This window comes from Amycolatopsis saalfeldensis, assembly GCF_900110575.1.
Lineage (GTDB): Bacteria > Actinomycetota > Actinomycetes > Mycobacteriales > Pseudonocardiaceae > Amycolatopsis > Amycolatopsis saalfeldensis.
The window spans coordinates 964,445-987,952 of the sequence record NZ_FOEF01000001.1; the positions used below are offsets into that span (position 1 = coordinate 964,445).

The following is a 23,508-nucleotide window of genomic DNA, read 5'->3' on the forward strand; positions in this document are numbered from 1 at the left end:
GATCTTCGGCGACCATTCCTTCCGGTGTGACTTCTACGGCTGACGGCGGCCAGCGCGCCCTTCCGTTCACCCGTCATCCCGTGGAAAAGGAATCCCGTCATGCCCGAAAACCCCGCGCTGCCCGAAAACCCGGTCCTGCCCGGAAGTCCCGCCACGGCCTGGGCGCTGAAGCACATGCCCCTCACCGCCCAGGCGGTCGGCGAACTGGCCCCGATCCTCACCGGACGGCGACTCGCCATGTGCCTGCACGTCGAGCCGAAGACCGCTGGGCTGGTGACGCTGCTGGTACGTGCGGGCGTCGAGGTCAGTCTCACCGGCTCGCCGGGCACGACGCACGATGACGTCGCGGACTATCTGCGGGAACTGGGCGTCGCCGTCTTCACCCGGCGCGCGGACGGCGAGCCGGAGCACCGGCGCAACGTCGAGCGGGTGCTCGAATGCGAGCCGCACCTGACGCTGGACAACGGCGGCGACCTGACGCTCTCCCTCTTCGAATCGGGCGCACCGGCCGGTTACCTCGGCGGCACCGAGGAGACCACCACCGGCGGGATCCGCCTGCGCGCGGCATCCGAGCAGGCCTCCCAGCTGGCCCCGGTGGTCGTGATCAACGATTCGCGGCTGAAGCTGCTGGTGGAGAACGAGTTCGGCGTCGGCCAGAGTGTGGTCCAGGGATTCCTCAACGCCACCAACCTGATGGTGCCCGGACTGCGCGCCGCCGTGCTCGGCTACGGCCCGTGCGGCAAGGGTGTCGCCGACACACTGAGCCGGCTCGGCGCGCGGGTTTCGGTCTGCGACACCGACCCGATGCGCGCCCTGGAGGCGATCTTGAACGGCCACCGCGTCGGCACCGCCGCCGAAGTCGTGTCCGACGCGCGGCTGGTCTTCACCGCCACCGGCCACGCGAACGTGCTCGGCGCCGAGGAGCTGGCCGCCCTGCCCGACGGCGCCGTGCTGGCCGGGGTCGGCCACTTCGCGTGGGAGGTCGACCGCACGGCGCTGGCCGCGCGCACCGTCCGCACGGTCGAGTACGGCTCCCCGTCCCGCCGCACCGGCCATGTCCTCGACGACGGTCGTGAGCTGGTGTTGCTCGACCAGGGCCGGATGCTCAACCTGACGGCCGCCAACGGCAACTCGATCCAGGCCATGGACCTCGGCCTGACCCTCCAGGCCCGCTGCCTGGGCGCCGTTGCCTCGGGCGTGCTGGCGCCCGTCGTCCAGTCCGTGCCGGCCACGGTCGAGCACCGCATCGCCACCGACCTGGTCGCGTTGCTGAAATAGCCGGCCTCAGCCCTGTTCCACCCCCGGCGGCAGAAACCCGTGCGCCGACAGATCGAACCAATTCCCCTCCGGGTCGATCGCGCGGTACTCGGCGAATGGCCGGTCGCCGCCGCGGAGGGCGGGGGTGGGGAGGCCTGCGGCGGTGAGCCGGTCGGCGATCGGGGCGACGTCGGGGACCTCGAAGCCGAAGTGGTTGAAGCCGGTGGGCACGTCGCCGTCCAGTTGTTGCTGGATCAGCGCGAGGTTCAGGTACCCGTCGGTGACGAAGTGGCTGCCGTCGGGGTCGGTGTGGAACAGGTCCATGCCGAACTGCGAGCAGTAGAACTCGGCCATGCTTTTGGCGTCCTGGACGACGAACGCGAGGTGGCGCAGCCGGGGCCGGGTCATCAGGAGGCTCCCTTCGGGATCATGTTGTGGAAGGCGGCGATCGACGCCGAACCGTTGAGCCGCACCACGGCTTGGGCATGCGTCGTCGCGCCCATCGGGGCGATGGTGGACGTCGCGTGCACCAGTGAGAGCCCGGGTGAGAGCGGGCGGATCAGGCCGACCGTCGCGCGCAACGTGGTGTCGCGATAGGCCGTCGCGAAGAGGCGCGAGTGGCCCGCTTCGACGGCTTCGCGGCCGGAAAGCTCTTCGCCGCGCACCGTCACGAAGTCGACGTCTTCGGCGAAGACGGAGGCGAACAGCGAAGCATCGCCCTCCGCCCAGCCGAGCGTCATCGTCCGCCACAGGTCTCGGATCTGCTCGTCGCTCACGCGATCTCCTTGCCGGCCGGGGTGTGCACGCGCAGCGGCAGCGACGAGCAGTCGCCGTCCCACGCGGCGAGCGTGTAGTAGAAGCCGCCGTGCCGGCGCTCCAGGTAGCAGACGACGTTGAGCGGCCAGCCCGTGCTGCGGAAGACGTACGAGTCCATCGGCGTCGGCCGCTCGCTCAGCGGCCGCCCGCGCTCGCACTCCGGGCCGAGCCGGTGCCAGTCCGGGTGCAGGTGGATCGAGCCGAGCACGTCGAGGCCGCGCGCGTCCGCCGCACGCGTGATGCGCAGCAGGTCCGCCGGAGCCAGCCACCACGCGCGCACCTCGTTCTCGTACGCCGAGCCGAACCGCGGGACGATCGTGTCCGCGAACTCGGCGCGCGCGGCGGGATCGGTGCCGCGGACGTTGCGGCCGAACGCGATGTCCGTGACCAGCAGCGCGTCCTCGGCGACCACACCGAGCAAAACCCCGAAACAGGGTCTGGGCTCCTCCGGGGTGATGAACGCGTATTCGACGGCCGCGGCGTCGAGGAACTGCCGCAGGACGTCGTCGGAGAACAGCACCGGAAGTGCGGTCTTCCCGATCAGCGGTACGGGCGCGGTGGACGTCACGCCGGGAACGTAACCGCGCCCCGGGCCCCGATCCATGATCGTCACTCCGAACGGCCCTATTGCATTCGGCGATAATGTGCGGTCATGCGCCTGGAGATCCGGCATCTCGAACTGGTCTTGGCGATCGCCGAAGCGGGCAGTCTCCGCCGGGCCGCCGCACGCCTGCACCTCACCCAGCCGGCGGTGACCACGCAGCTCAAACGCATCGAGCAGCTGCTCGGCGGCCCGCTGTTCGTCCGCTCCGCCGAGGGGGTGCTGCCCACGCACACGGGCACCGAGCTGGTCCGCGACGCGCAGAACCTGTTACGCCATTTCGATTCCCTGCAACGGTCGGCGCGGCTCAACGCGCAGCACGAGGCGGGCGCGCCGGTCAAGGTCGGCGGCATCCCGGCGCAGCAGTTCAGCCTGCTGGTCAACACGCTCACCGCCACGCTGCCACGGCGTGAGGTGACCAGCCGGACGATCCGGGAGACCGGCGCGTTGACGGCCCTGCTGGGCTCGGGCGAGCTGGATGTCGCCGTGCTGCGGCAGTTCCCGGGATTCCCGGTGCCGCAGCCACCGGGCGTCGAACAACGGCTGCTGCTGCGCGAGCCGTTTTTCCTCGGCGTGGCCGAGCACCACGATTTGGCGGCACGCGGGGAAATCGCGCTGGCGGAGCTGTCCGGCGAGAAATGGGTGATGCCGGACCCGGACGACAGCGGGATGAACGAGTACTTCGCCCGCACCTGCGCGGCCGCCGGTTTCGACCAGCGCATCACGCATCTGACCAACGAGGCGCACGTGGCGTTTTCGCTCACCGCCGAGGGCCGCGGGATCTGCCTGCTCTACCCCATCGGCACGGCGCGCACCGGCCTCGCGACGCTCTCGCTCACCGGGACGCCGCTGTACCGGGAGCTGCTGCTCGCCTGGCGCGCGGACTCCCCGGTGGCCTCGCTGGTGGACGAGCTGTGTGCCAAGATCGAGGCGGGGTACCTCGCGCTGGTGGAGGACTCGGAGTTCTACCGGAACTGGTGGCACCACGAGGGGTCCTCGTTCGCCCTGCCGTGACACCGAACTCTCGGTGAGACCGAAGGAGTGCCCGTGCCGATCCGCGGTATGAACCACGCCGTCCTCTGGGTCCGGGACGCGGCCCGCAGCACGGACTTCTACGTCGGCGTGCTCGGTTTCCGCGTGGTGCACCGCACCCCGGAATCGGCGTTCCTGCAGGCCCCGGAATCGGCGAACGACCACGACCTGGGCCTGTTCCAGATCGGCGAAGCCGCCGCCAGCCGGGCGGGCCACGGCGAGGTCGGCCTCTACCACCTGGCCTGGGAAGTCCCCACCCTCGGCGACCTCCGCGCGTACGCCGAGGCCCTCACCGCCGCCGGTGCCCTGGTCGGCTCCACCGACCACGGCACCACGAAGGCCCTCTACGCCAAGGACCCGGACGGCCTCGAGTTCGAGGTCTGCTGGCTCGTCCCCCACGACCTGATCACCCCCGGGGCCCGAGCCCACAACGGCCCCCTCGACCTGGACGCCGACCTCACCGCGTACGGCGAGCAGACCCTGGGCGCCTGCGCCCGCGCCGCCCTCCCCGGCTGACCGCGTCCGCACGTCCACAAAGGACCGACGACGTCAGACGGCGTGAAGAGCGTCCCGGGGAAAACCGACTCCCGTCAGCTTCTCCGAGACCTCCCACAGGCGGCGGGCCACCTCGGCGTCCTGCGCCCGCTTCGAGCGGCCGACCAGTTCCGGTGCGCCGCGTCCCTCCAGGAATCCGCGCGGGCCGGCGTAGCTGTTGCCCGGGATATCCGCGACGGCCGCGTACAGCGTCGGCAGGGCGCCGTCGTCTTCGCTCTGGGAAATGAAGTTGACCGCCGCCTTCTGTACCAGGTGGCTCACGCGTCCGCGGCCATCGGGCCGCAGCAGGTTGGTGGCTGCCGCGCCGGGGTGCGCGGCTGTCGCGACCACCGTCGAGGCGGCTTCGGTGAGCCGCCGCTGGAGTTCCGAGGTGAACAGGAGGTTCGCCAGCTTGGACTGCGCGTAGGCGGTCATCGCCCGGTACGGCTTGCGGTCCCAGTTCAGGTCGTCGAAGTCGATCGAGCCCATCTTGTGCCCGTTGGACGAGACCGTGACGACGCGTCCGGTGATCCGCGGCAGGAGCAGGTTCGTCAGCGCGAAATGCCCGAGGTGGTTGGTCCCGAACTGCAATTCGAAACCGTCCGCCGTGCGGGAGAACGGCGGGATCATCACCCCCGCGTTGTTGATCAGCAGGTCGATGGGGTCGGTGAAGCCCTCGGCGAAGGCGCGGACCGAGGACTGGTCGGCGAGATCGAGCCGCGCGACCTCGACCTGGCCGGTCATCCCGGCGGCGGCCTCGCGGCCCTTGTCGGGATTGCGCACGGCCAGCACCACGCGGGCGCCCTTGGCCGCGAGTTCGCGCGCCGCCACGCGGCCGATCCCGCTGTTCGCGCCGGTGACGACGACGGTGCGGCCGGTCATGGAAGGAAGGTCCGAGACGCTGAATGTAGTCACAAGCAACAAAGTAGGCGCCGTCAACTATGTTGTCAACGAAAACATGTTCGGCTATCGTCTGGCCTGTGCCTCCACCGAACGACGACCGGCCCTACCACCACGGCAATCTCCGGACCGCACTGCTCGACGCGGCCGAGCGCGGCCTGCGGGAAAACGGCGCGGACCAGCTGTCGCTGCGTGACCTGGCCCGGGAGATCGGCGTCAGCCACGCCGCGCCGCGCCGGCATTTTCCCGACCGTCAAGCGCTGCTCGACGCGCTCGCCCTGGCCGGTTTCGAACGACTGGACACCACCCTGCGCACCGCGTTGGCCAGTGCCGGCGAAGACTTCCCATCACGCGTGCGAACCACCATGACGGCCTACACCCGCTTCGCCACCGAGAACGCCGCGCTCCTCGAACTGATGTACACCAGCAAGCACCGGCCGGGCGCGACGCAGATCGTCGAAGCGGCCGAAGCGCCGTTCAGGGTGATGGGCGAGCTGATCCTCCAGGGGCAGGAGGAGGGCGCGCTCCAGACCTGCGCCCCCGAGCAGATCGGGATCGTGCTGTTCGCGACCCTCCAGGGCATCGCCTCGATCATCAACGGCAACTTCGTCAAACCGGAACTGCTGGACGGCCTCGTCGAAACCGCGGTCGAACAATTCCTCCGCGGCGCCCGCCCGCCTTCATGAGGCCGCCCCGACGGTGGCACGCACCGGCCGCATCAGATCGGTCAGCCCGATCACAAAAGCCAGTCCCACCAACGCCGCGGGGCTGATCAGCCCGATGGCGACCGCGGCGTGATAGTCCCCGTGCGTGCTCGCGAGCGTGCCGAAGAACAGCGCGCCGGCGATCGCGGTGCCCAGCGCCGTGCCGATGCGCACGCCGGTTTCGTAAACGCCGGCGGCGACTCCGGCCGTGCCGCGGGTGATGTCGACGAGGGTGAGCGTCTGGTTCGCGGAGATGACCAGACCACAGCCCGCCCCGGCGATCAGCAGTGGAACGGCCAGGGCCAGCGGGGCGCTCGCCACGGTCGAGACGTGCGCGACCAGCGCCGTCACGATCAATCCGACCGTGGCGATCCCGGTGCCCAGCACGACCAGCGGACGGCCGAACCGGTGCACCAGGCGCCCGCTGAGCACGGCCGTGCCCGCCGACGAGATCGTGAAGATCAGCGTGGTCAGGGCCGCGTGCAGCGGGGAATACTTCAGGCCCTGCTGCAGGAACAGCGTGAGGATCAGGAAAATGCTGGTGAAACCGGTGTAGAAGGCGGTGGCGATCGCGGTGCCGACCGCGTAGCTGCGGATGTGCAGCACTTTCAGGTGCACCAGGGGCCGGGCCTCCCGCGCGGCGAGGCGGCGCTGCCACAGCACGAACAGCACGAGGAGCACCGCGCCCACCGCGAACAGCCAGAACTGCGGATGCGCGGCCGGCCCGGTCTCCTGCAGCAGCGGCAGCATGATCGCGACCAGGCCCAGCGCCAGCACCACAACGCCCACGAAATCGAGCCGGTGGGCAGGGCCGCGCCGGTCGGCCGGCAGCACCTTGAAGCCGACGGCCAGCGCGACCAGCAGGATGGGAATCGAGAGCCAGAAGATCCACCGCCAGCCCAGAGCCGGGCCGAAGGCCTGCAGGATCACCCCGCCGAGCAGCGGGCCGAGCGCGGTGGACAGCCCGGTCGTCGCGCCGTAGTAGCCGAACGCCCGGCCACGCGTCTGCTTCGGGTACATCTGTTGCAGCAAGGCGATCACCTGTGGCGCGAGGATGCCCGCCGAGACGCCGCGCAGCAGCCGTCCGGCGATCAGGACCACGCCGTTCGGCGCCACCCCGCAGATCACCCCGGTCACCGCGAACAACGCGAGGCCGATCAGGAACAGGGTGCGGCGGCCGTGTTCGTCGCCGAGCCGGCCCGCCGGGATCAGGGTGAGGCCGAACGCCAGCGCGTAACCGGCGAGGACCCAGGTGACCTCGGCCGGGGTCAGGCGCAGGGAGCGTTCCATCGAAGGCAGCGCGATGGTGACGACGCTGACGTCGAACAGGGTCATGAAGCTGGCCACGAGGCAGATCACCAGAGCGGGCCGGCGCCGGGCCGGGGATTCGGAACGGTCTTCGGCCGGGTTCTCCTTCATGGGACACCAACGTTTCTCGCGTCGAATACGGGTGGTTCAGCCGGCGTCGGCGACCAGACCGGCCTTCTCGACCCCGGCGACGGCGACCGTCTCGTCGTTCTCCGGGCGATCCCCGCTCACCCCGACCGCGCCCAGCAGGGCTCCCTCGGCGTCGCGGACCAGCACGCCGCCACGAGAGGACGCGACACGGCCTTCCGACATCGCGGCCAACGCGGAGAAGAACGCCGGGTCACGGGTGGCGTGCCGGGCGCCGGCGGCCCCGCCGTGTCCGGTGCCGAGACAGCCCCACGCCTTCGCGTGCGCGATCTGCGGGCGCAGGATCCCGGCGTCGTCCTCCCGCTTGACCACGATGGGGTGACCGCCGGGGTCGAGCACGGTGACGGTCAACGGGCGCAGGCCGAGCTCACGCGCTTTGCCCAGTGCCGCGTCGACGATTTCCGAGGCTTGGTTCAAGGACAGCATGATTGCCTTTCTTTTTGTTGCGTGGAAAGGAAATGGTGTTCGCCGCGTCGTCCGGGCGCAGGGCGCGGGCGGCCGGCAGGCCGAGCAGGTTGAACGCGGCGGCCACGAAAAAGGCCAGGTGGTAGGCCGAGGTCGCGACCGGGCCACCGGCCGTCGTGCCGGCCAGCACGAGGACGGTGGTGGTCACGGCGACCCCGAGCGCGCCGCCGAGCCGCCGGCCGATATTGAACAAAGTGGACGCCCGGCCGGAGTCGGCCGGCGAGATGTCCGCGAACGCGACGGCCTGGCCGGCCACGAAGACCTGCCCGACGGACAAGCCCATCCCGAACAGCACCACCCGCAGCACCCAGGCGTTCGTGTCCGTGCCGAGCAGTCCGAGCCCCGCGATGAACAGGCTGGTCCCGGCGATCCCGGCCATCAGGTGCCGGCGCGGCCCGAGCCTGCGGTACAGCCACCGGCTGCCCAGCTGCGAGCCCGCGATCACCCCGAGCGCCTCCGGGAACGTGCTCAGGCCGGACTCGAGCGCGGACATCCCGCGACCGTCCTGAAAGTACAGTGAAACCGTGTAGAGCGTGCCGAGGAACGTGACGGACTCGATCGCCATGATGGCGGTGGCGTTGCCGAACAGCCGGTCCAGCAGCAACCGGACGTCCATGATCGGCGCTTTCCGGCGAAGTTCCAGCACCACCAACGCGACCAGCAGCACCATCCCCGCGGCTACGGCAGCGAGCACTCCGGGCGAGGCCCAGCCGTCACGGGGCCCCACCGAAACGCCGTACATCACCAGCCCCAGCCCGGACGCGGCGAGCAGGAACCCGGCGGTGTCGAACTCGCCGGGCCGGTGCTGGTCGTCACGGCGCAGGAACACCGCGCCGAACACCAGCGCGGCGACGCCGATCGGCACGTTGACCGAGAACACCGCCCGCCAGGACCGGCCGGTGACCAGCAGCCCGCCGAGCACCGGCCCCACAGCCGGCGCGACCCCGGTCGCCAACGTGATCAGGGCGGACACCCGGACCCGTTGCCGCGGCGGGTAAGCCCGCATCAGCATGGCCATCCCGACCGAGGTGAGCAGCCCGCCGCCCGCGCCCTGCACCACCCGGAACAGCACCAGCTCGCCGAGGCTCGACGCGGTCCCGCACAGCGCCGAGGCGATCGTGAACACCGTGATCGCGGTGAGCAGCGTGCGCTTGCCGCCGAACCGGTCGCCGACCCAGCCCGACGCCGGCACGAACACCGCCAGGCTGACCAGATAGGCGATGGACACCGAGTCGACCGCCGTGGACGGCACGGAGAAGCTCCGCCCGATGGTCGGCAGCGCCACGTTGACGATGGTTGAGTCCATAGTGGACAGAAACATGACCGCGACGTAGACCACGGCCACCGCGACCGGCGCGCTGACGGCTTCACGGATCCTTCGATCAGGTCGCACCATGGGTCACCTCCGAGCCGGTCCGCGGACGGCGGGTTTCAGGTCGGGCGCCGGCCGAGTCTTCCCACGAACGGCGAGATCCAAGTCGGGCCGCGGCGTGCCCGACCCGACCCGATCGCCCGGCAGCGAGATTGAGGCCGAGCCGCAGCCCGCCCGGCCCGAGCGGGTCGATGAACAACAGGACTCGGATCAGGCCACAGTGGACTCGACCGGATCCCGAGCCGAACCACTCGGATCAAGAAGCCGTGGCCTTCTCGGCCGCGTCCCGGGCCGCCCGCTTGCGCGGGGTCTCGAACTCGATCCCGCCGTCGCTGGTGACGATGTCGAACTGATCCGAAGGCACCGCCGGCACCTGCACCGGCGGGAGGCCCACGACGAAGAGCACCATCCCCTCGGTCGCGTCGAGCTCCAGCGTCTCGCCGGCCTCGACTTGCAGGGCCGCCAGCCGGCCGATCGACGTTCCGTCCACAGTGGCCGTTCCGGACAGCGCGACGATCAGCCGCCGCCCCTCGCCGGCCGTGGAGGTCCACCGGGCGCCGGAACCGACCTTGACGTGCTCGATCCAGAACGCGCGCTCGGTGAACGAGCCGAAGAACTTGCGCTCGACGCCCGGCGCCCCGGCCACCGGCAGCCAGTTGAAGTGGACCGGGTTCATGATGAGCACGCTCTGGTAACGCGGCCGCGGGAACTTGATCTCGCGGCGTTCGCGGCGCGGTGCCTCGCCGTCGCGCTGCGCGGCCGGTCCACGACCTCGTGCGGCGGCCATGCCCAGGCCGGCCGCGCCGCCGAACTGCAGCACCAGCTGCAGCTGCTTCGGGGTGCCCAGCGGGTCGTCCTGCGGCCCGTAGGTCTGCCCCTCCGGGAAATAGCCGATCTCCCCCTCGTGCAGGATGCCCTGTTCGCCCAGGTTCATGTCGCCGACCAGCGGCAGCCGGATCTGCTCGAACGTGTGCCGGTGCCGCGGCATGCGGAAGTCGCCTTCCTGCCGCCCCAGGATGTAGCGGAAGTTCTCCAGCTTCTCCGGCTCGCCGCCCATCAGCAGGTAGTTGAAGGACACCGTGCCCCTCGGGTGGTCCATGTGATAGCCGTTTTCGTCGTAAGGCGCGATCTTCATCTCGGTCCTCCTCTGTGGATGTCCGCCAACTACGCTACCTACTTGGTAGGTTGAGAGCAAGGGTGGTGGCCGTTCCCGGCTGCGCGAACTCGACACTGGGTACCAAGTAGGTAGAATCGTCAGGGAGAACCGCCGAGGAGAGCACATGTCGCAGCCGTCAGCACGCCTGTACCGTGGCCGGGTCGCCGATCAGATCGTGGACGACCTGCGGGCCCAGATCCTCAGCGGCGCGCTGCCGGACGGCGCGCGGCTGCCGTCCGAGCGGGAGCTGGCGGCCCAGTACGACGTCAGCGCGCCGACCGTCCGCGAAGCCGTCCGGGTGCTGACCGCGATGGGCCTGCTCAGCACCCGCAACGGCAGCCGGACCACGGTCACCGCGAGCGGGGACACCCTGCTCGCGATGTCCATCGCCTCGGTCGTCCAGTTCGAGAAGGTGACCGCTCCCGACGTGTTCGGCCTCCTCGGGGCGCTGAACGCCTACGCCGTCGAGCAGGCCGTCGAACGGGCGTCCGATGAGGACATCGCCGAACTGCGGGCCGCTGCCGAGCAGGCGGCGAAGGTCGCCGACGCGGAAGCCTCCGCCGCGGCACTGCTGAACTTCTTCGTGACCCTCTCCGCGATCTCGCACAACCCGTTGCTGGCCGCGCTGTGCCGGTTCATCACCCAGATGCAGATCGGCCTGGCCCTCGAACTGTCGAAGGAATCCGCCGAAGAATGGGGGCGCGTCCCCCGATCGCTGGCCAAGGCCCGGATGGACATCGTGGACGCCCTCGCGCGGCGCGACGGCCCCGCGGCCGTCCAGCTCGTGCGCGAGTACCACTACAAGGCGGTCAAACGGGTCCAGACCTCCCCCGGTGCGAAACGCCTCCGGGAGACCGATCCCGGACTGACCGCGCTGCTGTCTTCCTGGCTGGGCGAACACGTGGGGCTGGGCGGCAGCGCGGACCCGCGCAACCGGCCCTGACCCCGGCCGCAGACGGGCGGCCCCGCGGTGGGGGCCGCCCGTCCGGCGATCACTCGTAGCCGAGGACCTTGAAGTCCTTGCTGACGAAGACATGGTGCGGCCAGTTGATGCTGATGTTGTGGACCTCGTACTCGCCGTCGCTCAACAGCACAACGCGGTCGACGACGCCGCCGGGGACCACGGCCTGCGAGGCCGTCGTGGCCTTGTCCGCCACCGCCCCGCTGACGATCGTCCCGTCCCCTTCGGTGTAGTCCGTCGGGATCTGGCCGACCGACTGCGTCGGCGAAGGCACGCCCTGCTGGAAGGCGATCACCCCGGCCTTCTGGGCGGCCGCCGCGCCGCCGTCGCCGAAGGGCTGCACGGTGACCTGCGAAGCCGTGATCGTCGCGCTGTCGACGAGCCCCAGCACGAGGACGCTTTCACCCGTCCGCACGACATTCGCCGGGGCGGGGAGGATGCCGAGCCGGTACGTCGTGGCGGAATCCTCGTTGACGGTCACCTCCACGCCCGTCGCCGTCGCGAGCGTGAAGCTCGACGCGGACTTGGAGTCGATGATCCCGGTCGTCCCCCCGTCGGACGGCGGGGCCGCCGGTCCACCACCGACCGGCGTCGACGCGGCCGGCGAGAGCTCCGCCGCGGAGGCCGTGCCGGCACCGGCCAGCCCGACCATCGCCACGGTCAGCCCCGCGGCCGCGATCCACGTGCCTCGTTTCCCCCACCGCGACCGGCGCGACCGGCTTGCCCGATCGGGTCCGGCCACCGGGGACGACCCGGCGGGCGGGCGATGGGCCGGTTCGTAGTCGTTCATGACGGTGTTCCTCTCCTCGGCCTGATACCTGGTTGCCTACCTACCAAGTAGGTGACCTTCCAGAGAGTGCTCACCATTCATGTGAGCCGCTTATGGCCGGCCTGTGCTGAAGCTGTACGCGCTCGGACCGCACCGCACCCGCCTGAACCGGCCCGGCCCACCCGGCCCGATCACCCACCTGAACCAGCCCGGCCCACCCGGCCCGATCACCCACCCGGCCCGGTCACCCGGCCGTCCCGAACCACTGCGCCAGCCGATCGGCCAGCTCCGCCTGATCGTCACCGACCCAGACCACGTGCCCGTCCGGTCGCAGCAGCACCGCGGGTACGTCGAGTTCCTCGCTCACGTCGACGACGTGATCCACCCGATCACCCCACCCGGCCACCGAAAGCCCACCGGTCTGGTCGAGCAGGAGCCCGCGGCCGGCGTGCATCCGCGCGTAGAGCCGCCCCCGCTTCAACCCCACGTCCCGCAGCCGCCGTCCCAGCAGGTAGTGGCCTTCCCCGAAGTCATAACGGATGCCGATCGCGCTGACCTTCTCGACCAGGAACCGATTGACCTCTTCGAAGTCCATCAACTCCGAAACCAGCCGCCGCACCGCCCGCGCGCCCGGCTCCAAGGACATCAGTTCCGACTGCGCCCGCGTGTTGTTCAGCACCGAATCGGCGACCGGATGCCGTTCGGCCTCGTAGCTGTCCAGCAGCCCCTCCGGCGCCCAGCCATGGATTTCGGCCGCCAGTTTCCAGCCCAGGTTGAACGCGTCCTGGATACCGAGGTTGAGCCCCTGCCCGCCCATCGGCGGATGCGTGTGCGCCGCGTCGCCTGCCAACAGGACCCGTCCGGCCCGATAGTGCTCGGCCAACCGGGTCGCGTCGCCGAACCGCGAAAGCCAGCGCGGCGAATGCATTCCGAAGTCGGTCCCCGCGGTCGCCCGGGTCGCCTCCTTCAGCTCGTCCAGCGTCGGCGGGCGAGTGCGGCCCTCGGCCACCTCCAACGCGGGCGTGACCAGCCGGTAGCCCCCGCCTGGCAGCGGGCCGGCGCCGAATCCCAGCTGGGTCTTGCGGACCTCCGTCATCACCGCGGTCACCTCGTCGGCGCCGGCGGCCAGCTCCACCTCGGCCAGCAGCCATTCGTGCCGCGCGGACTCGCCGGGGAAGCCGATCCCGAGCAGCTTGCGCACCGTGCTGCGGCCGCCGTCGCAGCCGACGACGTAGCGCGAGCGCAGCCGGGTGCCGTCGGCCAGCTCGACCGTCACGCCGTCTTCGTCCTGGCTCAGTCCGACCAGCTCGCAGCCGCGCCGCAGGTCGGTGCCGACCTCGAGGGCGTGCTCGGCCAGCAGCCGTTCGACCACGGTCTGCGGCAGGCCGAGGATGTGCGGGAACGAGGTGTCCAGGTGCGCCGGAGTCGGTTTGGCGATGCCGGCGAATCCCCCGATCGGGTACTGCGTGCCGACCGCCAGGAACCGCTCCAGCAGCCCGCGCTGATCCAGCACCTCCAGGCTGCGCGTGTGCAGGCCCAGCCCGCGGACGATCTCGCCGGGCTCGGCGTCCCGCTCCAGCACGACCACGCCCAGCCCCTGCAGCCGCAGCTCGGCCGCCAGCATCACGCCGGTCGGCCCGCCGCCGGCGATGATCACGTCGATCACGAAACTTCCCCCGATTCACCTTCGTCTCCACACCGGACACAACGCGCTCCGGCCACGGCTGACGATTGTGCGCCACCGCGGGGGCCTTGCCGCAAGCCCAGTGGTGCGGTATACGTTGGAAGTGGCAGGGAGAGCTCCCTGCTTTTTTCATGCGCCCAGGCCACCATCCACAGTAGACAGAGTGGTTCAACGAACCGTCCGGAACGCGTTCCTCAGCTCGCTGATCAGCACATCGGGGTGTTCCCAGCCCGGGTAGTGCCCGCCGTGCTCCATCTCGTTCCAGCTGATCAGGTTGGCGTAGCTGCGCTCCGCCCAGCGCCGGGCGACGGGGAACGGCTCGCCCGGGAACAGCGTGCAGGCGGTGGGCACGGTGACCGGCTGCTCCTGGGCGAGCTGCTGCCGCGACCGCATCGACTCCCAGTACCACCGGGCGGCGGAGGCGCCGGTGCCGGTGAACCAGTACAGGGCGATGTCGTCCACCTGCTGCGCCACGCTGACGCCGCCGCCGGCCTCGGGCCGGGTGTCCGAGAAGGCGACCAGCGCCTCGTCCAGCCACGCGGCGAGCCCGGCGGGAGAGTCCAGCAGGGAGTAGCCCAACGTCTGCGGCAGCATGCCCTGCGCGATCACGTGGGTGGGGCCGGTGGCCAGGAACCGGTCCCGTTTGGCGATCAGGCGCCGCTCCGCCTCGTCGGCGGTCTCCAGGTCCTCGGGCCGGGGCCACGCGATCGGCATGGTCAGGTGCAGGGCGGCGACCCGCTCGGGCTCCTGACGGGCCAGTTCGGTGCTGATGAACGCGCCCCAGTCGCCGCCGTGCGCGCCGAAGCGCTCGTACCCGAGCCGGGTCATCAGCTCGGCCCAGGCCCGCGCGGTCCGGCCGGTGTTCCAGCCGGGCTCGTCGGGACGCTCGCTGAAACCGAAGCCCGGCATGGCGGGTACGACCACGTCGAAGGCGTCTTCGGCGGAGCCGCCGTGCGAGACCGGGTCGGTCAGCGGCCCGATGACGCTCTCGAATTCCAGCACCGAACCGGGCCAGCCGTGCGTCAGCACCAACGGAGAGGCACGAGGCTCGGGCGAGCGCACGTGCCAGAACGCGATGTCCAGTCCGTCCAGCCGGGTGCGGTAGTGCGGTATCGCGTTCCATCGCTTCTCCAGCGACCGCCAATCGTGCTGCCGCCAGGCGTCCAGCAGGCTCCGCAGCCGGTTCAGGCCGATGCCCTGGGTCCCGTCCGGAACGGTCTCGGCTTCGGGGAGCCGGACGCGGTCCAGCCGCTCCCGCAGATCCTCCAGGGCGCGCTCGGGAATGCTCACCGGGAAAGGTTCGATCTCAGTCACGGCCACGACGCTAGATCAAGAGCACCGGTCCGATCGATGCACGAAATTGCGCACTTCCGGCTTCGCCGCGGAGCAGTCGTTGACACCGTACTGAACACTTGTTTAGTCTGCTGTACATGCGTTCAGTACCATCGCCGGGCGATCTGACCGCGCGGGCGACCATCCGCAACGAAGCGTTGCGCCTGTTCGCCGAACGCGGCCCCGACGCGGTCAGCCTCCGTCAGATCGCCACCGCCGCCGGCGTCTCACCCGCGCTGGTGGTGCACCACTTCGGCACCAAGGACGGGCTGCGCGCGGCAGTCGACGAGCAGGTCAGCAGGGTGTTCGATGCGTTGCTGGACGAGGTGCTGGCCGGTCCCGGCCTGCCCGGGCAGAGCGAGTCGATCGCCACCGCCATCGGGCGGGCCCTGCCGCCGGACTCGCCGTTGCCGGGGTACCTGCGGTGGCTCCTGCTGTCCGGCGATCCCGCCGGAACGCGGCTGTTCCGCAGCTGGCACGCCGCGACCGCGCGCCTGCTGACGGCCCTGGCCGAACAGCAACTGCTCGCCCCGCACGAAGACACTCCACTGCGCGCGGCGCTGCTGCTCGCCAACGACCTGGCCATGATCCTGCTGCGCGAACCGATCCGGGAGGTCCTCGGCGCCGACCCCCTCGCCCCCGACGGGCTGCGCCGCTGGTCCGACGAAGTCACCGCCCTCTACACCACGGGCCTGTGGCAGCCGGCCGCAGCGGTGGACCCCACGACGAACCACGAAGCTGCGGAGGAGCCACGATGACCGAGCCACGCCGCCCCGGCCCACTGCTGCGAGCCGTGTTCCGCGCACCGCTGCGCCTGTACGACTGGCATGCCGGATGGCTGCTGGGCCACCGCTTCCTGCGCCTGACCCACCAGGGCCGCCGTTCCGGCCGCCGGTACCGGACCGTCGTGGAGGTCCTGAAGACCGACCCGGCCTCCGGGGAAGTCATGGTCATGGCCGGCTTCGGCCGGGCCACCGACTGGCTGCGCAACATCCAGGCCCGCCCGGCGATCGAGATCACCCTCGGCCGCCGGCAGTTCGTCCCGGTCCATCGCATCCTCGACGAAGACGCCGCCGCCGCGGTGCTGGCCGATTATGAACAACGGAACCGCCTGGTCGCCCCACTCCTGCGGCGGGTGCTCGGCAACCTGGTCGGCTGGACCTACGACGGCACCGACGAGGCCCGCCACCGCCTGGTGCGTGAACTACCCGTGATCGCCTTCCGCCCCGTCGACGACCGCTGACCACTCGGCCAGGCGTGGTGAGGAGCATCGCGTGGCCTCGATCATCACGGCGATCAGCGGGCCCGCTGGCGGTTTGGCGCGCACTTCAAGAGGTTCCGTGCTCGGCGGCGCAGACCGTGCCGGCCGGCGGCAGCGCCAGGTCGGTCAGGTAACCGTCCAGCCACTGGTCCACGCACTGGTTCCGGCCGTCGTAGGCGATGCCGTGCCCGGGGACGTCGGCGGTGAGCAGGCGGGCCCGGGCGAGCAGGTGACTGGCGGAGACGGCGCCTCATACGGTGTCGCCGGGTCCCCGAGCCGGTCGGCCAGCCGGGCATAGCGACCGACCTCCCGCGGATCGCGCGGGTTGTCGGAATCCGTGCAGGCAACGGCGTTGTGCCAGGCGTTGTCGGCACTCTGCGGCTCGTCGGAGAACCGCGGCTGGGCTTGCGTCGGGATACGCGCGGCCGCGGCGGCGGCCGGATGCCGGGTGGCGAGGTACAGCACCTGAAGAAAAGGGCCGATGTAGGTGGCGGCATCCGCGCCGTACAGCGCGGTCGGCATCCGGCCGACCAGCTCCTGGTAGGTGATCTGCTGCTTCTCGCCGTGCGAATCGGTGTAGGTGATCGGTCCCCGGCGCAGCGTGGCCAGCAGCTCGTCGTACTTGCGGTGCAGGCTTTGCTCCGTGGCATCGGGCCCGCCGAACTCGCAGCATGGTGTCCAGCGCGGTCTGGGCGCCGAGGGCCGAGCCGAGCCGAGCCGGTAGACGTACGGCTCGTCGCCCTGCCCCGGCTGACGGCCGGTGGTCCAGTCCTCTGGTTGCAGCACGCCGTCGAGCGCCATCGCCCGCACCCGTTGCGGGAAGAGGTTGGCATACACCTCACCCAGGTGCGTCCCGTAGGAAGTGCCGACATAGGTCAGTTGCCGGTCATCGACGGCGCGGCGCAGCAGGTCCAGGTCCCGGGCCATCGGCGGTGGACATGTGCGCCAGCAGCGGTCCGGCGTGCTGTGCGCAGCGCGCGGTGACTTCGCCGACCTGCCGGATCGCCGCGGCCACTTCGGCTTCGGTGACAGGGAAGACCGGGTTCAGTTTCGCGTCGTCGGCCGGGTCGTCGGAACAGGTGACCGGGCTGGAGTCGTGGGTGCCACGCGGGTCGAACCCGACGATGTCGAAGCGCGCGGCCGGCACCGGCGACAGCCGCGGCGGGACCGCCGGGGTTGCTGCGGGTCGGTGGCAGGCCGTTTGGTCAGGGCCAAGGAGATCTGCGGTCCACCTGGGTCCCGATAGGACAGTGGAACGTGGGCGGTGGCGCACTCGGACCCCGTGACCAACCCGAAACGACCGGAAGGCCGGGAAGAAGTAGCCATTCGGCCCATCTCACCGCGAGGCCTAATGCGCCAGCCCGGTGACGGGAAGGCTGACCCACCCGCGGGTAAATGGAGAGCGCAGCCGCACCGCGGAAGGGAGGTCCACGCCGACGTCCGGGTGCCGGGAGAGCAGTTCTTCGAGCGCCACCTTCGCCTGTAGCCGGGCCAGGTGGGAGCCCACGCAGAAATGCGGGCCGCTGGAGAAGCCGAGGTGCCGGGGAATCTCGCGGGTGACGTCGAGCCGGTCGGCCGTCGGCCCGAACTCGCGCTCGTCGCGGTTGGCCGCGCCGAAGAGCATCAGCACTTTCTCGCCGGCGGGGATCTCGATGTCGTGGAGCACCACCGGGCGAAGGGTGGTGCGCGCCAGGCCCTGCACCGATCCCTCCATCCGGAGGAACTCCAGCAGCGCGCCCGGCAGCAGGTCCGGCTGCCGCAGCAGGAGTTCCCGTTGGGCGTGATCGCCGTCGAGCAACGTGACCGCGTGGGAGATGAGATTGCCGGTGGTGTCGTTGCCGCCCGCGACCATCACGAAGCAGAACCCGAGAATGTCCCAGTCCGTCAACGTATTCCCGGCCACCTCCGCGGCGGTGAGCGCGCTGATGAGATCGTCGCCGGGATTCGCGCGCCGGGCGGTGATCACCTCGGAAAAGTACCCGAACATCTCGGTGACGGCGTCGGCGGCGTTGAGCGCCGCGAGGTCGAAACCACTGTCCTGCAACGTGGTCAGGGCCGACACCCACGGTCCGAACCGCGCCCGGTCGTGCTCCGGCACGCCGAGCAGGTGAGCCAGTACAAAAGTGGGAATACGAGCGGAGAAGTCCCGATGCAGGTCAACCGGAATGCCTTCGGCGGCCTGCTGCTCCATCGCCGCGATCCGTTCCCGCGCGAAAGCCCGGATCATCGCCTCGAGATCGGTCACCCGCCGCGGGGTGAGGCCCTTGCTGACGAGCGCCCGCAACTGGCCGTGGAGCGGCGGATCCTGCATCACGATCGTCGGGGCGAGCCCGAGTTTCCCGATCTCGTCGGGGAGGAAGGTCAACCCCTGCGCCGAAGAGAACGTGCCGGGATCGCGTACGGCGCCCCAAACGTCCTCGAATCGGGCCAGGGTCCAGAACGGCGGTTTGCCGTGGCGGTGCACCGGGTCGTCGTCACGCAAGCGCCGGTAAGCCGGATACGGGTCGGCCAGTACCGCTTCGTCGAACGGGTCGTAGTAGGCAGTAACGGCCATGGCGCCCCCTTCATCGGGGTTAACGGTCGCCGTTATTAACGACAGTGGTTAATATAGCCGCATGCCAAGGTCTGCCACAACCACCAGGGAGCGGCTGCTCAGCGCCGGTGCGCGCCTGTTCGCCCGCCACGGCATCGACGGCGCGGCGACGCGGGACATCGTGGCGCTGGCCGGCCAGGCGAACGATTCGGCCGTGCACTACCACTTCGGCTCAAGGCACGGCCTGCTGACGGCCATCATCGACCGGCATGTCCAACGCATGGAGGACCAGCGAAAACCCGCGCTGGACGCGCTCGGATCGGAGCCGGAACTCAGCGCTGTGGTCGCCGCCGTCGTGGGCCCGGTCGCCGCCGAACTCACGCGCGAGGACGGGCGAGACTTCCTGCGCATCATCGCGCAACTCGCCGGACGCGCCGGCGTCCGCACCCACGAACTGCCCGACCCGGTCGCGGGAACGGCGCTGGCCGCCCAGCTGGCCCTCCTGGAGGACTGCTGCCGGGCACGACTGCCCGAGCCGGTCGCACTGGAACGCATCGCCCTCACGATCACCATGCTCACCGCGACCCTCGCCGACCGCGCAAACCGCATCGACGAACGACTACCGGTACTGCTGGACCACGAAGCCTTCGTCGCCAACCTGATCGCCATGCTCACGGCCGGGCTCGAGACGGAAGCCGTCCTGGACTGACGCGGAGGAACCCGCCGGCGCCGGCGTGCCCAGCACAAACGGGTCGAACGCCCGGAACACCTGTCGTCCTGCCCACGGCGCAGGATCGCCTGCCAGACGGCGAGAATCACACCGAGCTGCAAGGACTACAGCAACATAGACCCGCCATCCAGTCGTGCGGCGACTTCGGGATCGAGCGCGAGGGTCTTTGCCATGAAAGCAACCCAGGTCGCGATCAGTGCACCTATTGGCGACCGGCCTCACGACCTTGAGTACACAGTAGACGTTCGCTACCTACCTCCGTGCCCGCTGAATCCGGCCTCTCCCAACTTGCGCGAGCGCCGGCCAGACCGAGATGGACGCCCGCCGAGCCGCCGAAAGCCCGCAGGGCAAGGCCCTCACCACAACCGGCCACCTGGCCCGGCCGTGGCGGCTTGCCGACGAGCGGCGCAGCAGCGGCGCGTGGAGGCGCCCACACCACAACGATCCGGGCCCAGCCTGAGCCCCGGGCACTCGTCCTGGTCAGAAAACCGTAATGCGCTGCCCCACCCGCGCCCGCCCCGATGTCACTACGGTCGAGCCGATCATCGAAGCCGGCGAAAGGGCGCAGCCACAGTGATTTCCACGCAGCAGACGGGCAACAGGATCGGCGTGGCCGGGGCAGTGGTGCTGCGGTACGGCCTGGTGGTGGTCATCGCCTGGATCGGCGCGTTGAAGTTCACCGCCTCGGAGGCGGCGCGGATCCAGCAGTACGTCTCGCACAGCCCGTTCCTGAGCTGGACCAGCGGAGTACTCGACCCAGGGGCGCTGTCGGCGGTATTCGGCACCATCGAACTCGCCGCGGCGCTCTTGATCGCGTTGCGCCCCCTGCTGCCGCGCTCCTCGGCGGTGGGCAGTCTGCTCGCCGTCGGGCTGTTCCTGACCACGCTCAGCTTCCTGTTCACCACCCCCGGCATCGGCGACCCAGCCGCCGGCGGCCTGCCCGCGCTCTCCCCGACCGGCCAGTTCCTGCTCAAGGACCTCGTCCTGCTCGGCGCATCCCTGTGGACCTTGGGCGAGTCGCAAACCGCAGCCGCCCGACGGGGCTCCGCCTCACCAGCCGCGGCGTAAAACAGCTCCCTAGGACCGGCCTGGTGTGGTGACCCATTCGAGGCTGAGTTGCCAAGCCGCAGCGCGGGTGACGGGGTCGTAGGAAACGTCGGGGGAACGCTTCTCCTGGTCACGCACGTAGTAGCGACCGGACGCGGTAGCGAGGCTCGGGTCGGTGGCCAGGCGCAGCGCTGCCGAGGCGCCCTGCTCGGGGGTCAGCAGCCGCCGGTGGATCAGCGAGCGGAACGGTCCGAGCACCGTCGGGAGGATGTCGTCGACGATGCCGGTGCTCACGATTCCCGGGTGCACGGCGTTCACGGTCACGCCTTCGTCCCGCCACCGGTCGGCGAATTCGTAGCCGCAGACGGTGGCCAGCAGTTTGGCCCTGGCGTAGGCGGCGAACGGCGCGAACCCTTCGGCCGGGTTCAGTTCCCGCACGTCGGCGACACCGCTGAGGTCGAGCGGAACCGGACGCGGGCGGCCGAACAGCGGCGGGCGGATGTTGGACATCGCTGCCGAGACGACGTTGACCACCCGGGCCGGAGGGTCGGCCCGGAGGCGGTCGCGCAGGAGGTAGGTGAGGCCGAACCCGGCGAGGTGGTTGACCGCCACATGCGCCTCGACGCCGTCGACGGTCAGCCATCGATTCCGGTAATGCGCACCGGCATTGTTGACGAGCAGGTGCAGAGCATCGTGTCGCGCCGCGAACTCGGCGGCGAGCCGGAGCAGGTCGGCGCGGGACGCGAGGTCTCCGGTCAGCACCTCGACCCGGTCGGCGCCCACGTCGGTCGCGACGCGGCGGCGCAGCGCGTCTCCTTGCACGGGGTCCCTGCTCGTGGTGACGACGTGAGCGCCGGCCCGAGCCAATTCGGTCGTGATGACCCGGCCCATCCCTCCGGTGCCGCCGGTGACGAGTGCGATCCGGCCACTCAGGTCAATGGGGACGTCGGCGGCGCTCACCCGGCGACTCGCGGGACTTCGTGACAGCGCAGCGGACGGCCTTGTCCGTTCTTCCCGGCCGGACCCCGCAGTTCGGACATGGTGAACCTCCTGGTTTTTCGCAGGCACACGAACAGATCGCGAGCGAGGTCAGCGCTGCGATGTGAGGCGGATGACCGGCAGTTCACGATCCGTTTTCTCCTGGTACTGGGCGAACCGGGGTGCTGTCGCGGTGATCCGCTTCCACACCGTCTCGCGTTCAGACCCGCGCAACTGCTGGGGCGCGACCGTGACTGTGCGGCCATCGACCTCGGCACGGACTTTGTCCGGGTGCGCGCCGATGTTGTAGTACCAGCCCGGATTTCCGGCCGCGCCATTCGCGGAGGCCACGATCAGCCAGCTTCCGTCCTCGTCCGGGAAGTAGCCGACCGGCGTGGTGCGCTCGGCACCGGACTTGGCGCCGGTCGTGGTCAGCACCAGCACTCTCAAGCCCATGACCCGGCCACCCCTGCGGCGCAGCCACCGCTCGGCCAGTTTGTTGAACATGCGGACGAACCGTCCCGCGGGAACCTTGCCGCCGCGCGTGCCCGCGCGGGTATCGAAGCTCATTGGATCTCCTTAAAACTATGGGTGGATCAGCCGCGGATCGAGGTCTTTCGATCAGAGGGTGGCGAGTGCTCCGCCGTCGACCGGCAGCACGACCCCGTGGACGTAGCTCGCGGAGTCGGAGACAAGGAACGCGACCCCGCGAGCGACCTCTTCGGGTTGACCGGGGCGGCCGGCGGGGTCGCCGTTGGTCAATTCGAGGATTCCGGGGTCGACGCCGTCGAGACCGGGAGTGACGATTATCCCGGGGCTGATCGCGTTGACGCGCACGCCGCTGGGGCCGAGCTCCGCCGCCCAAGCGCGAGTCAAGGACTCCACCGCGCCCTTGCTGGAGGAGTAGACCGAGCCCGTCGCGACACCCATGTTGGCCAGTCCGGTGGAGAAGTTCACCACGACGCCCTCGCCGTGCTCGACCATGGCCGGCGCCAAGGCCTTGGTCAGAAAGAACAGCGCTTTGACATTGACGGCATAGACCTGATCGAAAGCGTCCTCGGTGACGTCGGCGAGCGGCGCGTACGGGTAGACGGCGGCGTTGTTGACCAGGATGTCAACCCGGCCGCCCCCGATCCCCAGGGCCCGCTCGGCCAGACCGCGAACGCTGGCGGAATCCCGCAGGTCGGCTGCGACGAAGTCGGCCCGGCCACCGGCGGCGCGGATCTCGCCCACTGCGGCCTCACCGCGCGGAGCATCACGCCCGGAGACGATGACGTGGGCGCCCAGCGCGGCCAGCGTGTCGGCAGTGGCGCGGCCGATGCCGCTGGTGGAGCCGGTGATCAGGGCGGTCTTGCCGGCGAGCTCCGGTGTGGCGGTGGTGCTCTGGGTGGTCATGGCGTGCTGCCTCTCGGGTCTTCAAAGGAGGGTGGTAATCAGCCGGCGACGGCACGCGCCGTCTCCTCGTTTGCCGCCGGGTGCGGGAATCGCGCTCACGCCGTGCCTGGCGCGCCCCGAGACGATCGGGAGCAGTTTCCCCTCCCCGACCAAATGCGGGTGTCGACGTGGTTCATCGGGGCTCCGCGGCGTTCCGGATGGCGTCGTGTGCTGTGGTCGCCGGGCGGCCGAGGAGTTTCGCCAGGTCCTCGCTGGCGGTGAACAACTCCCCGCGGGCCAGCCCGGCATCGGCATCAGCCACCGCCGCAGCCATCTCCGGCGGCACCCCCGCACCCGTCAACGTCGCCGTGTACTCGGCGACCGACACATCCCGGTAGACGATCGGGGTCCCCAGGACCTCGCTGAACGTCGCCGCCAGCTCGGTCAGCGTGAACGGTGCCCCACCGAGCTCATAGGTCGCCCCCAGGTGCCCCTCCTGCGTCAGCACCGCCACCGCCGCCGCGGCCAGATCCGCCCGCCCGGCCCC

26 protein-coding genes and 2 pseudogenes are annotated in these 23,508 nt (G+C 70.3%); 9 read left to right on the top strand and 19 right to left on the bottom strand.

What is annotated here, in order from left to right:
- The first annotated feature begins 99 nt into the window (after positions 1-99).
- Positions 100-1,278 carry an adenosylhomocysteinase gene (locus BMY97_RS04370; protein ID WP_091612629.1) on the top strand — a complete coding sequence of 393 codons (1,179 nt, stop codon included), beginning with the start codon at positions 100-102 and terminating at the stop codon, positions 1,276-1,278.
- A 6-nt stretch (positions 1,279-1,284) separates the two neighbouring features.
- Here BMY97_RS04370 and BMY97_RS04375 read toward each other — a convergent pair whose 3' ends face one another.
- From BMY97_RS04375 to BMY97_RS04385, 3 genes are read right to left on the bottom strand one after another with little or no spacing between them, the layout of a single operon-like run.
- Entirely contained in the window at positions 1,285-1,665 is a 381-nt protein-coding gene (locus BMY97_RS04375) for a VOC family protein (RefSeq protein ID WP_091612632.1), read from the bottom strand.
- Positions 1,665-2,033 carry an SgcJ/EcaC family oxidoreductase gene (locus BMY97_RS04380; protein ID WP_091612635.1) on the bottom strand — a complete coding sequence of 123 codons (369 nt, stop codon included), beginning with the start codon at positions 2,031-2,033 and terminating at the stop codon, positions 1,665-1,667. The genes BMY97_RS04375 and BMY97_RS04380 overlap by 1 nt, the downstream gene beginning before the upstream one ends.
- A complete protein-coding gene (locus BMY97_RS04385) occupies positions 2,030-2,641 on the bottom strand; it encodes an MPN domain-containing protein (protein ID WP_091612638.1) in 612 nt (203 codons plus the stop codon). Before BMY97_RS04385 ends, BMY97_RS04380 begins: the two co-directional genes overlap by 4 nt.
- Before the next feature lie 84 nt (positions 2,642-2,725).
- On the opposite strand from BMY97_RS04385, the gene BMY97_RS04390 reads away from it, so the two are divergent.
- Entirely contained in the window at positions 2,726-3,688 is a 963-nt protein-coding gene (locus tag BMY97_RS04390) for a LysR family transcriptional regulator (protein WP_091612641.1), read from the top strand.
- Positions 3,689-3,721: 33 nt separating this feature from the next.
- Positions 3,722-4,222, top strand: coding sequence for a VOC family protein (locus BMY97_RS04395; RefSeq protein WP_091612643.1), 501 nt, complete (start codon positions 3,722-3,724; stop codon positions 4,220-4,222).
- Between the two features lie 33 nt (positions 4,223-4,255).
- Here BMY97_RS04395 and BMY97_RS04400 read toward each other — a convergent pair whose 3' ends face one another.
- Positions 4,256-5,122: an oxidoreductase gene (locus tag BMY97_RS04400; protein ID WP_245787132.1), complete on the bottom strand. Its 867-nt coding sequence runs from the start codon at positions 5,120-5,122 to the stop codon at positions 4,256-4,258.
- 98 nt (positions 5,123-5,220) lie between these two features.
- On the opposite strand from BMY97_RS04400, the gene BMY97_RS04405 reads away from it, so the two are divergent.
- Entirely contained in the window at positions 5,221-5,826 is a 606-nt protein-coding gene (locus tag BMY97_RS04405; protein WP_245787133.1) for a TetR/AcrR family transcriptional regulator, read from the top strand.
- On the opposite strand, the gene BMY97_RS04410 is transcribed toward BMY97_RS04405, so the two are convergent.
- The 4 genes from BMY97_RS04410 to BMY97_RS04425 all read right to left on the bottom strand — a co-directional run bounded on the left by BMY97_RS04410 (position 5,821) and on the right by BMY97_RS04425 (position 10,271).
- Positions 5,821-7,263: an MFS transporter gene (locus tag BMY97_RS04410; RefSeq protein ID WP_091612651.1), complete on the bottom strand. Its 1,443-nt coding sequence runs from the start codon at positions 7,261-7,263 to the stop codon at positions 5,821-5,823. The two genes, BMY97_RS04405 and BMY97_RS04410, sit on opposite strands and share 6 nt — an antisense overlap.
- Before the next feature lie 36 nt (positions 7,264-7,299).
- Positions 7,300-7,725: a GlcG/HbpS family heme-binding protein gene (locus tag BMY97_RS04415; protein ID WP_091612654.1), complete on the bottom strand. Its 426-nt coding sequence runs from the start codon at positions 7,723-7,725 to the stop codon at positions 7,300-7,302.
- A complete protein-coding gene (locus BMY97_RS04420) occupies positions 7,667-9,160 on the bottom strand; it encodes an MDR family MFS transporter (protein ID WP_091612657.1) in 1,494 nt (497 codons plus the stop codon). Before BMY97_RS04420 ends, BMY97_RS04415 begins: the two co-directional genes overlap by 59 nt.
- Before the next feature lie 232 nt (positions 9,161-9,392).
- Positions 9,393-10,271: a hypothetical protein gene (locus BMY97_RS04425; RefSeq protein WP_091612659.1), complete on the bottom strand. Its 879-nt coding sequence runs from the start codon at positions 10,269-10,271 to the stop codon at positions 9,393-9,395.
- Positions 10,272-10,416: 145 nt separating this feature from the next.
- Here BMY97_RS04425 and BMY97_RS04430 point away from each other — a divergent pair, with 145 nt between their 5' ends.
- Positions 10,417-11,235, top strand: coding sequence for a FadR/GntR family transcriptional regulator (locus tag BMY97_RS04430; RefSeq protein ID WP_091612662.1), 819 nt, complete (start codon positions 10,417-10,419; stop codon positions 11,233-11,235).
- A 49-nt stretch (positions 11,236-11,284) separates the two neighbouring features.
- Here BMY97_RS04430 and BMY97_RS04435 read toward each other — a convergent pair whose 3' ends face one another.
- The 3 genes from BMY97_RS04435 to BMY97_RS04445 all read right to left on the bottom strand — a co-directional run bounded on the left by BMY97_RS04435 (position 11,285) and on the right by BMY97_RS04445 (position 15,020).
- Positions 11,285-12,043: a hypothetical protein gene (locus BMY97_RS04435; RefSeq protein ID WP_091612664.1), complete on the bottom strand. Its 759-nt coding sequence runs from the start codon at positions 12,041-12,043 to the stop codon at positions 11,285-11,287.
- Positions 12,044-12,266: 223 nt separating this feature from the next.
- On the bottom strand, positions 12,267-13,688 hold the full coding sequence (gene rox / locus BMY97_RS04440; protein ID WP_091612667.1) for a rifampin monooxygenase: 1,422 nt from the start codon (positions 13,686-13,688) through the stop codon (positions 12,267-12,269).
- Between the two features lie 186 nt (positions 13,689-13,874).
- On the bottom strand, positions 13,875-15,020 hold the full coding sequence (locus tag BMY97_RS04445; RefSeq protein ID WP_091612991.1) for an epoxide hydrolase family protein: 1,146 nt from the start codon (positions 15,018-15,020) through the stop codon (positions 13,875-13,877).
- 116 nt (positions 15,021-15,136) lie between these two features.
- Between BMY97_RS04445 and BMY97_RS49030 the strand changes: the two genes are divergently transcribed.
- Both BMY97_RS49030 and BMY97_RS04455 read left to right on the top strand, forming a co-directional pair.
- Complete coding sequence (locus BMY97_RS49030) at positions 15,137-15,796, top strand: TetR/AcrR family transcriptional regulator (RefSeq protein ID WP_091612670.1); 660 nt, start codon at positions 15,137-15,139, stop codon at positions 15,794-15,796.
- Positions 15,793-16,281, top strand: a complete 489-nt coding sequence (locus tag BMY97_RS04455; protein WP_091612673.1) for a nitroreductase family deazaflavin-dependent oxidoreductase — start codon at positions 15,793-15,795, stop codon at positions 16,279-16,281. The genes BMY97_RS49030 and BMY97_RS04455 overlap by 4 nt, the downstream gene beginning before the upstream one ends.
- A gap of 85 nt (positions 16,282-16,366) precedes the next feature.
- Here the strand turns inward: BMY97_RS04455 and BMY97_RS48175 are convergent, their stop codons facing one another.
- The 4 genes and pseudogenes from BMY97_RS48175 to BMY97_RS04465 form a co-directional block, all read right to left on the bottom strand.
- A complete protein-coding gene (locus BMY97_RS48175; RefSeq protein ID WP_342743998.1) occupies positions 16,367-16,528 on the bottom strand; it encodes an alpha/beta hydrolase in 162 nt (53 codons plus the stop codon).
- A 596-nt stretch (positions 16,529-17,124) separates the two neighbouring features.
- Positions 17,125-17,226: pseudogene (locus BMY97_RS48180) on the bottom strand (hypothetical protein); the annotation flags it as partial.
- Positions 17,186-17,446: a hypothetical protein gene (locus BMY97_RS48185; RefSeq protein WP_245787134.1), complete on the bottom strand. Its 261-nt coding sequence runs from the start codon at positions 17,444-17,446 to the stop codon at positions 17,186-17,188. The pseudogene BMY97_RS48180 and the gene BMY97_RS48185, both read right to left, overlap by 41 nt.
- Before the next feature lie 201 nt (positions 17,447-17,647).
- Positions 17,648-18,853 carry a cytochrome P450 gene (locus BMY97_RS04465; protein ID WP_091612676.1) on the bottom strand — a complete coding sequence of 402 codons (1,206 nt, stop codon included), beginning with the start codon at positions 18,851-18,853 and terminating at the stop codon, positions 17,648-17,650.
- Positions 18,854-18,914: 61 nt separating this feature from the next.
- Between BMY97_RS04465 and BMY97_RS04470 the strand changes: the two genes are divergently transcribed.
- Entirely contained in the window at positions 18,915-19,541 is a 627-nt protein-coding gene (locus BMY97_RS04470; protein WP_245787135.1) for a TetR/AcrR family transcriptional regulator, read from the top strand.
- 594 nt (positions 19,542-20,135) lie between these two features.
- Positions 20,136-20,630, top strand: coding sequence for a YkgB family protein (locus tag BMY97_RS47720; protein ID WP_218156675.1), 495 nt, complete (start codon positions 20,136-20,138; stop codon positions 20,628-20,630).
- Between the two features lie 9 nt (positions 20,631-20,639).
- Here the strand turns inward: BMY97_RS47720 and BMY97_RS04480 are convergent, their stop codons facing one another.
- The 4 genes and pseudogenes from BMY97_RS04480 to BMY97_RS04495 all read right to left on the bottom strand — a co-directional run.
- Complete coding sequence (locus BMY97_RS04480; RefSeq protein ID WP_091612681.1) at positions 20,640-21,569, bottom strand: SDR family NAD(P)-dependent oxidoreductase; 930 nt, start codon at positions 21,567-21,569, stop codon at positions 20,640-20,642.
- Between the two features lie 129 nt (positions 21,570-21,698).
- On the bottom strand, positions 21,699-22,157 hold the full coding sequence (locus BMY97_RS04485; protein WP_091612684.1) for a nitroreductase/quinone reductase family protein: 459 nt from the start codon (positions 22,155-22,157) through the stop codon (positions 21,699-21,701).
- 51 nt (positions 22,158-22,208) lie between these two features.
- A complete protein-coding gene (locus BMY97_RS04490; protein ID WP_091612687.1) occupies positions 22,209-22,982 on the bottom strand; it encodes an SDR family NAD(P)-dependent oxidoreductase in 774 nt (257 codons plus the stop codon).
- Between the two features lie 172 nt (positions 22,983-23,154).
- Positions 23,155-23,508: pseudogene (locus BMY97_RS04495) on the bottom strand (SDR family NAD(P)-dependent oxidoreductase); the annotation flags it as partial.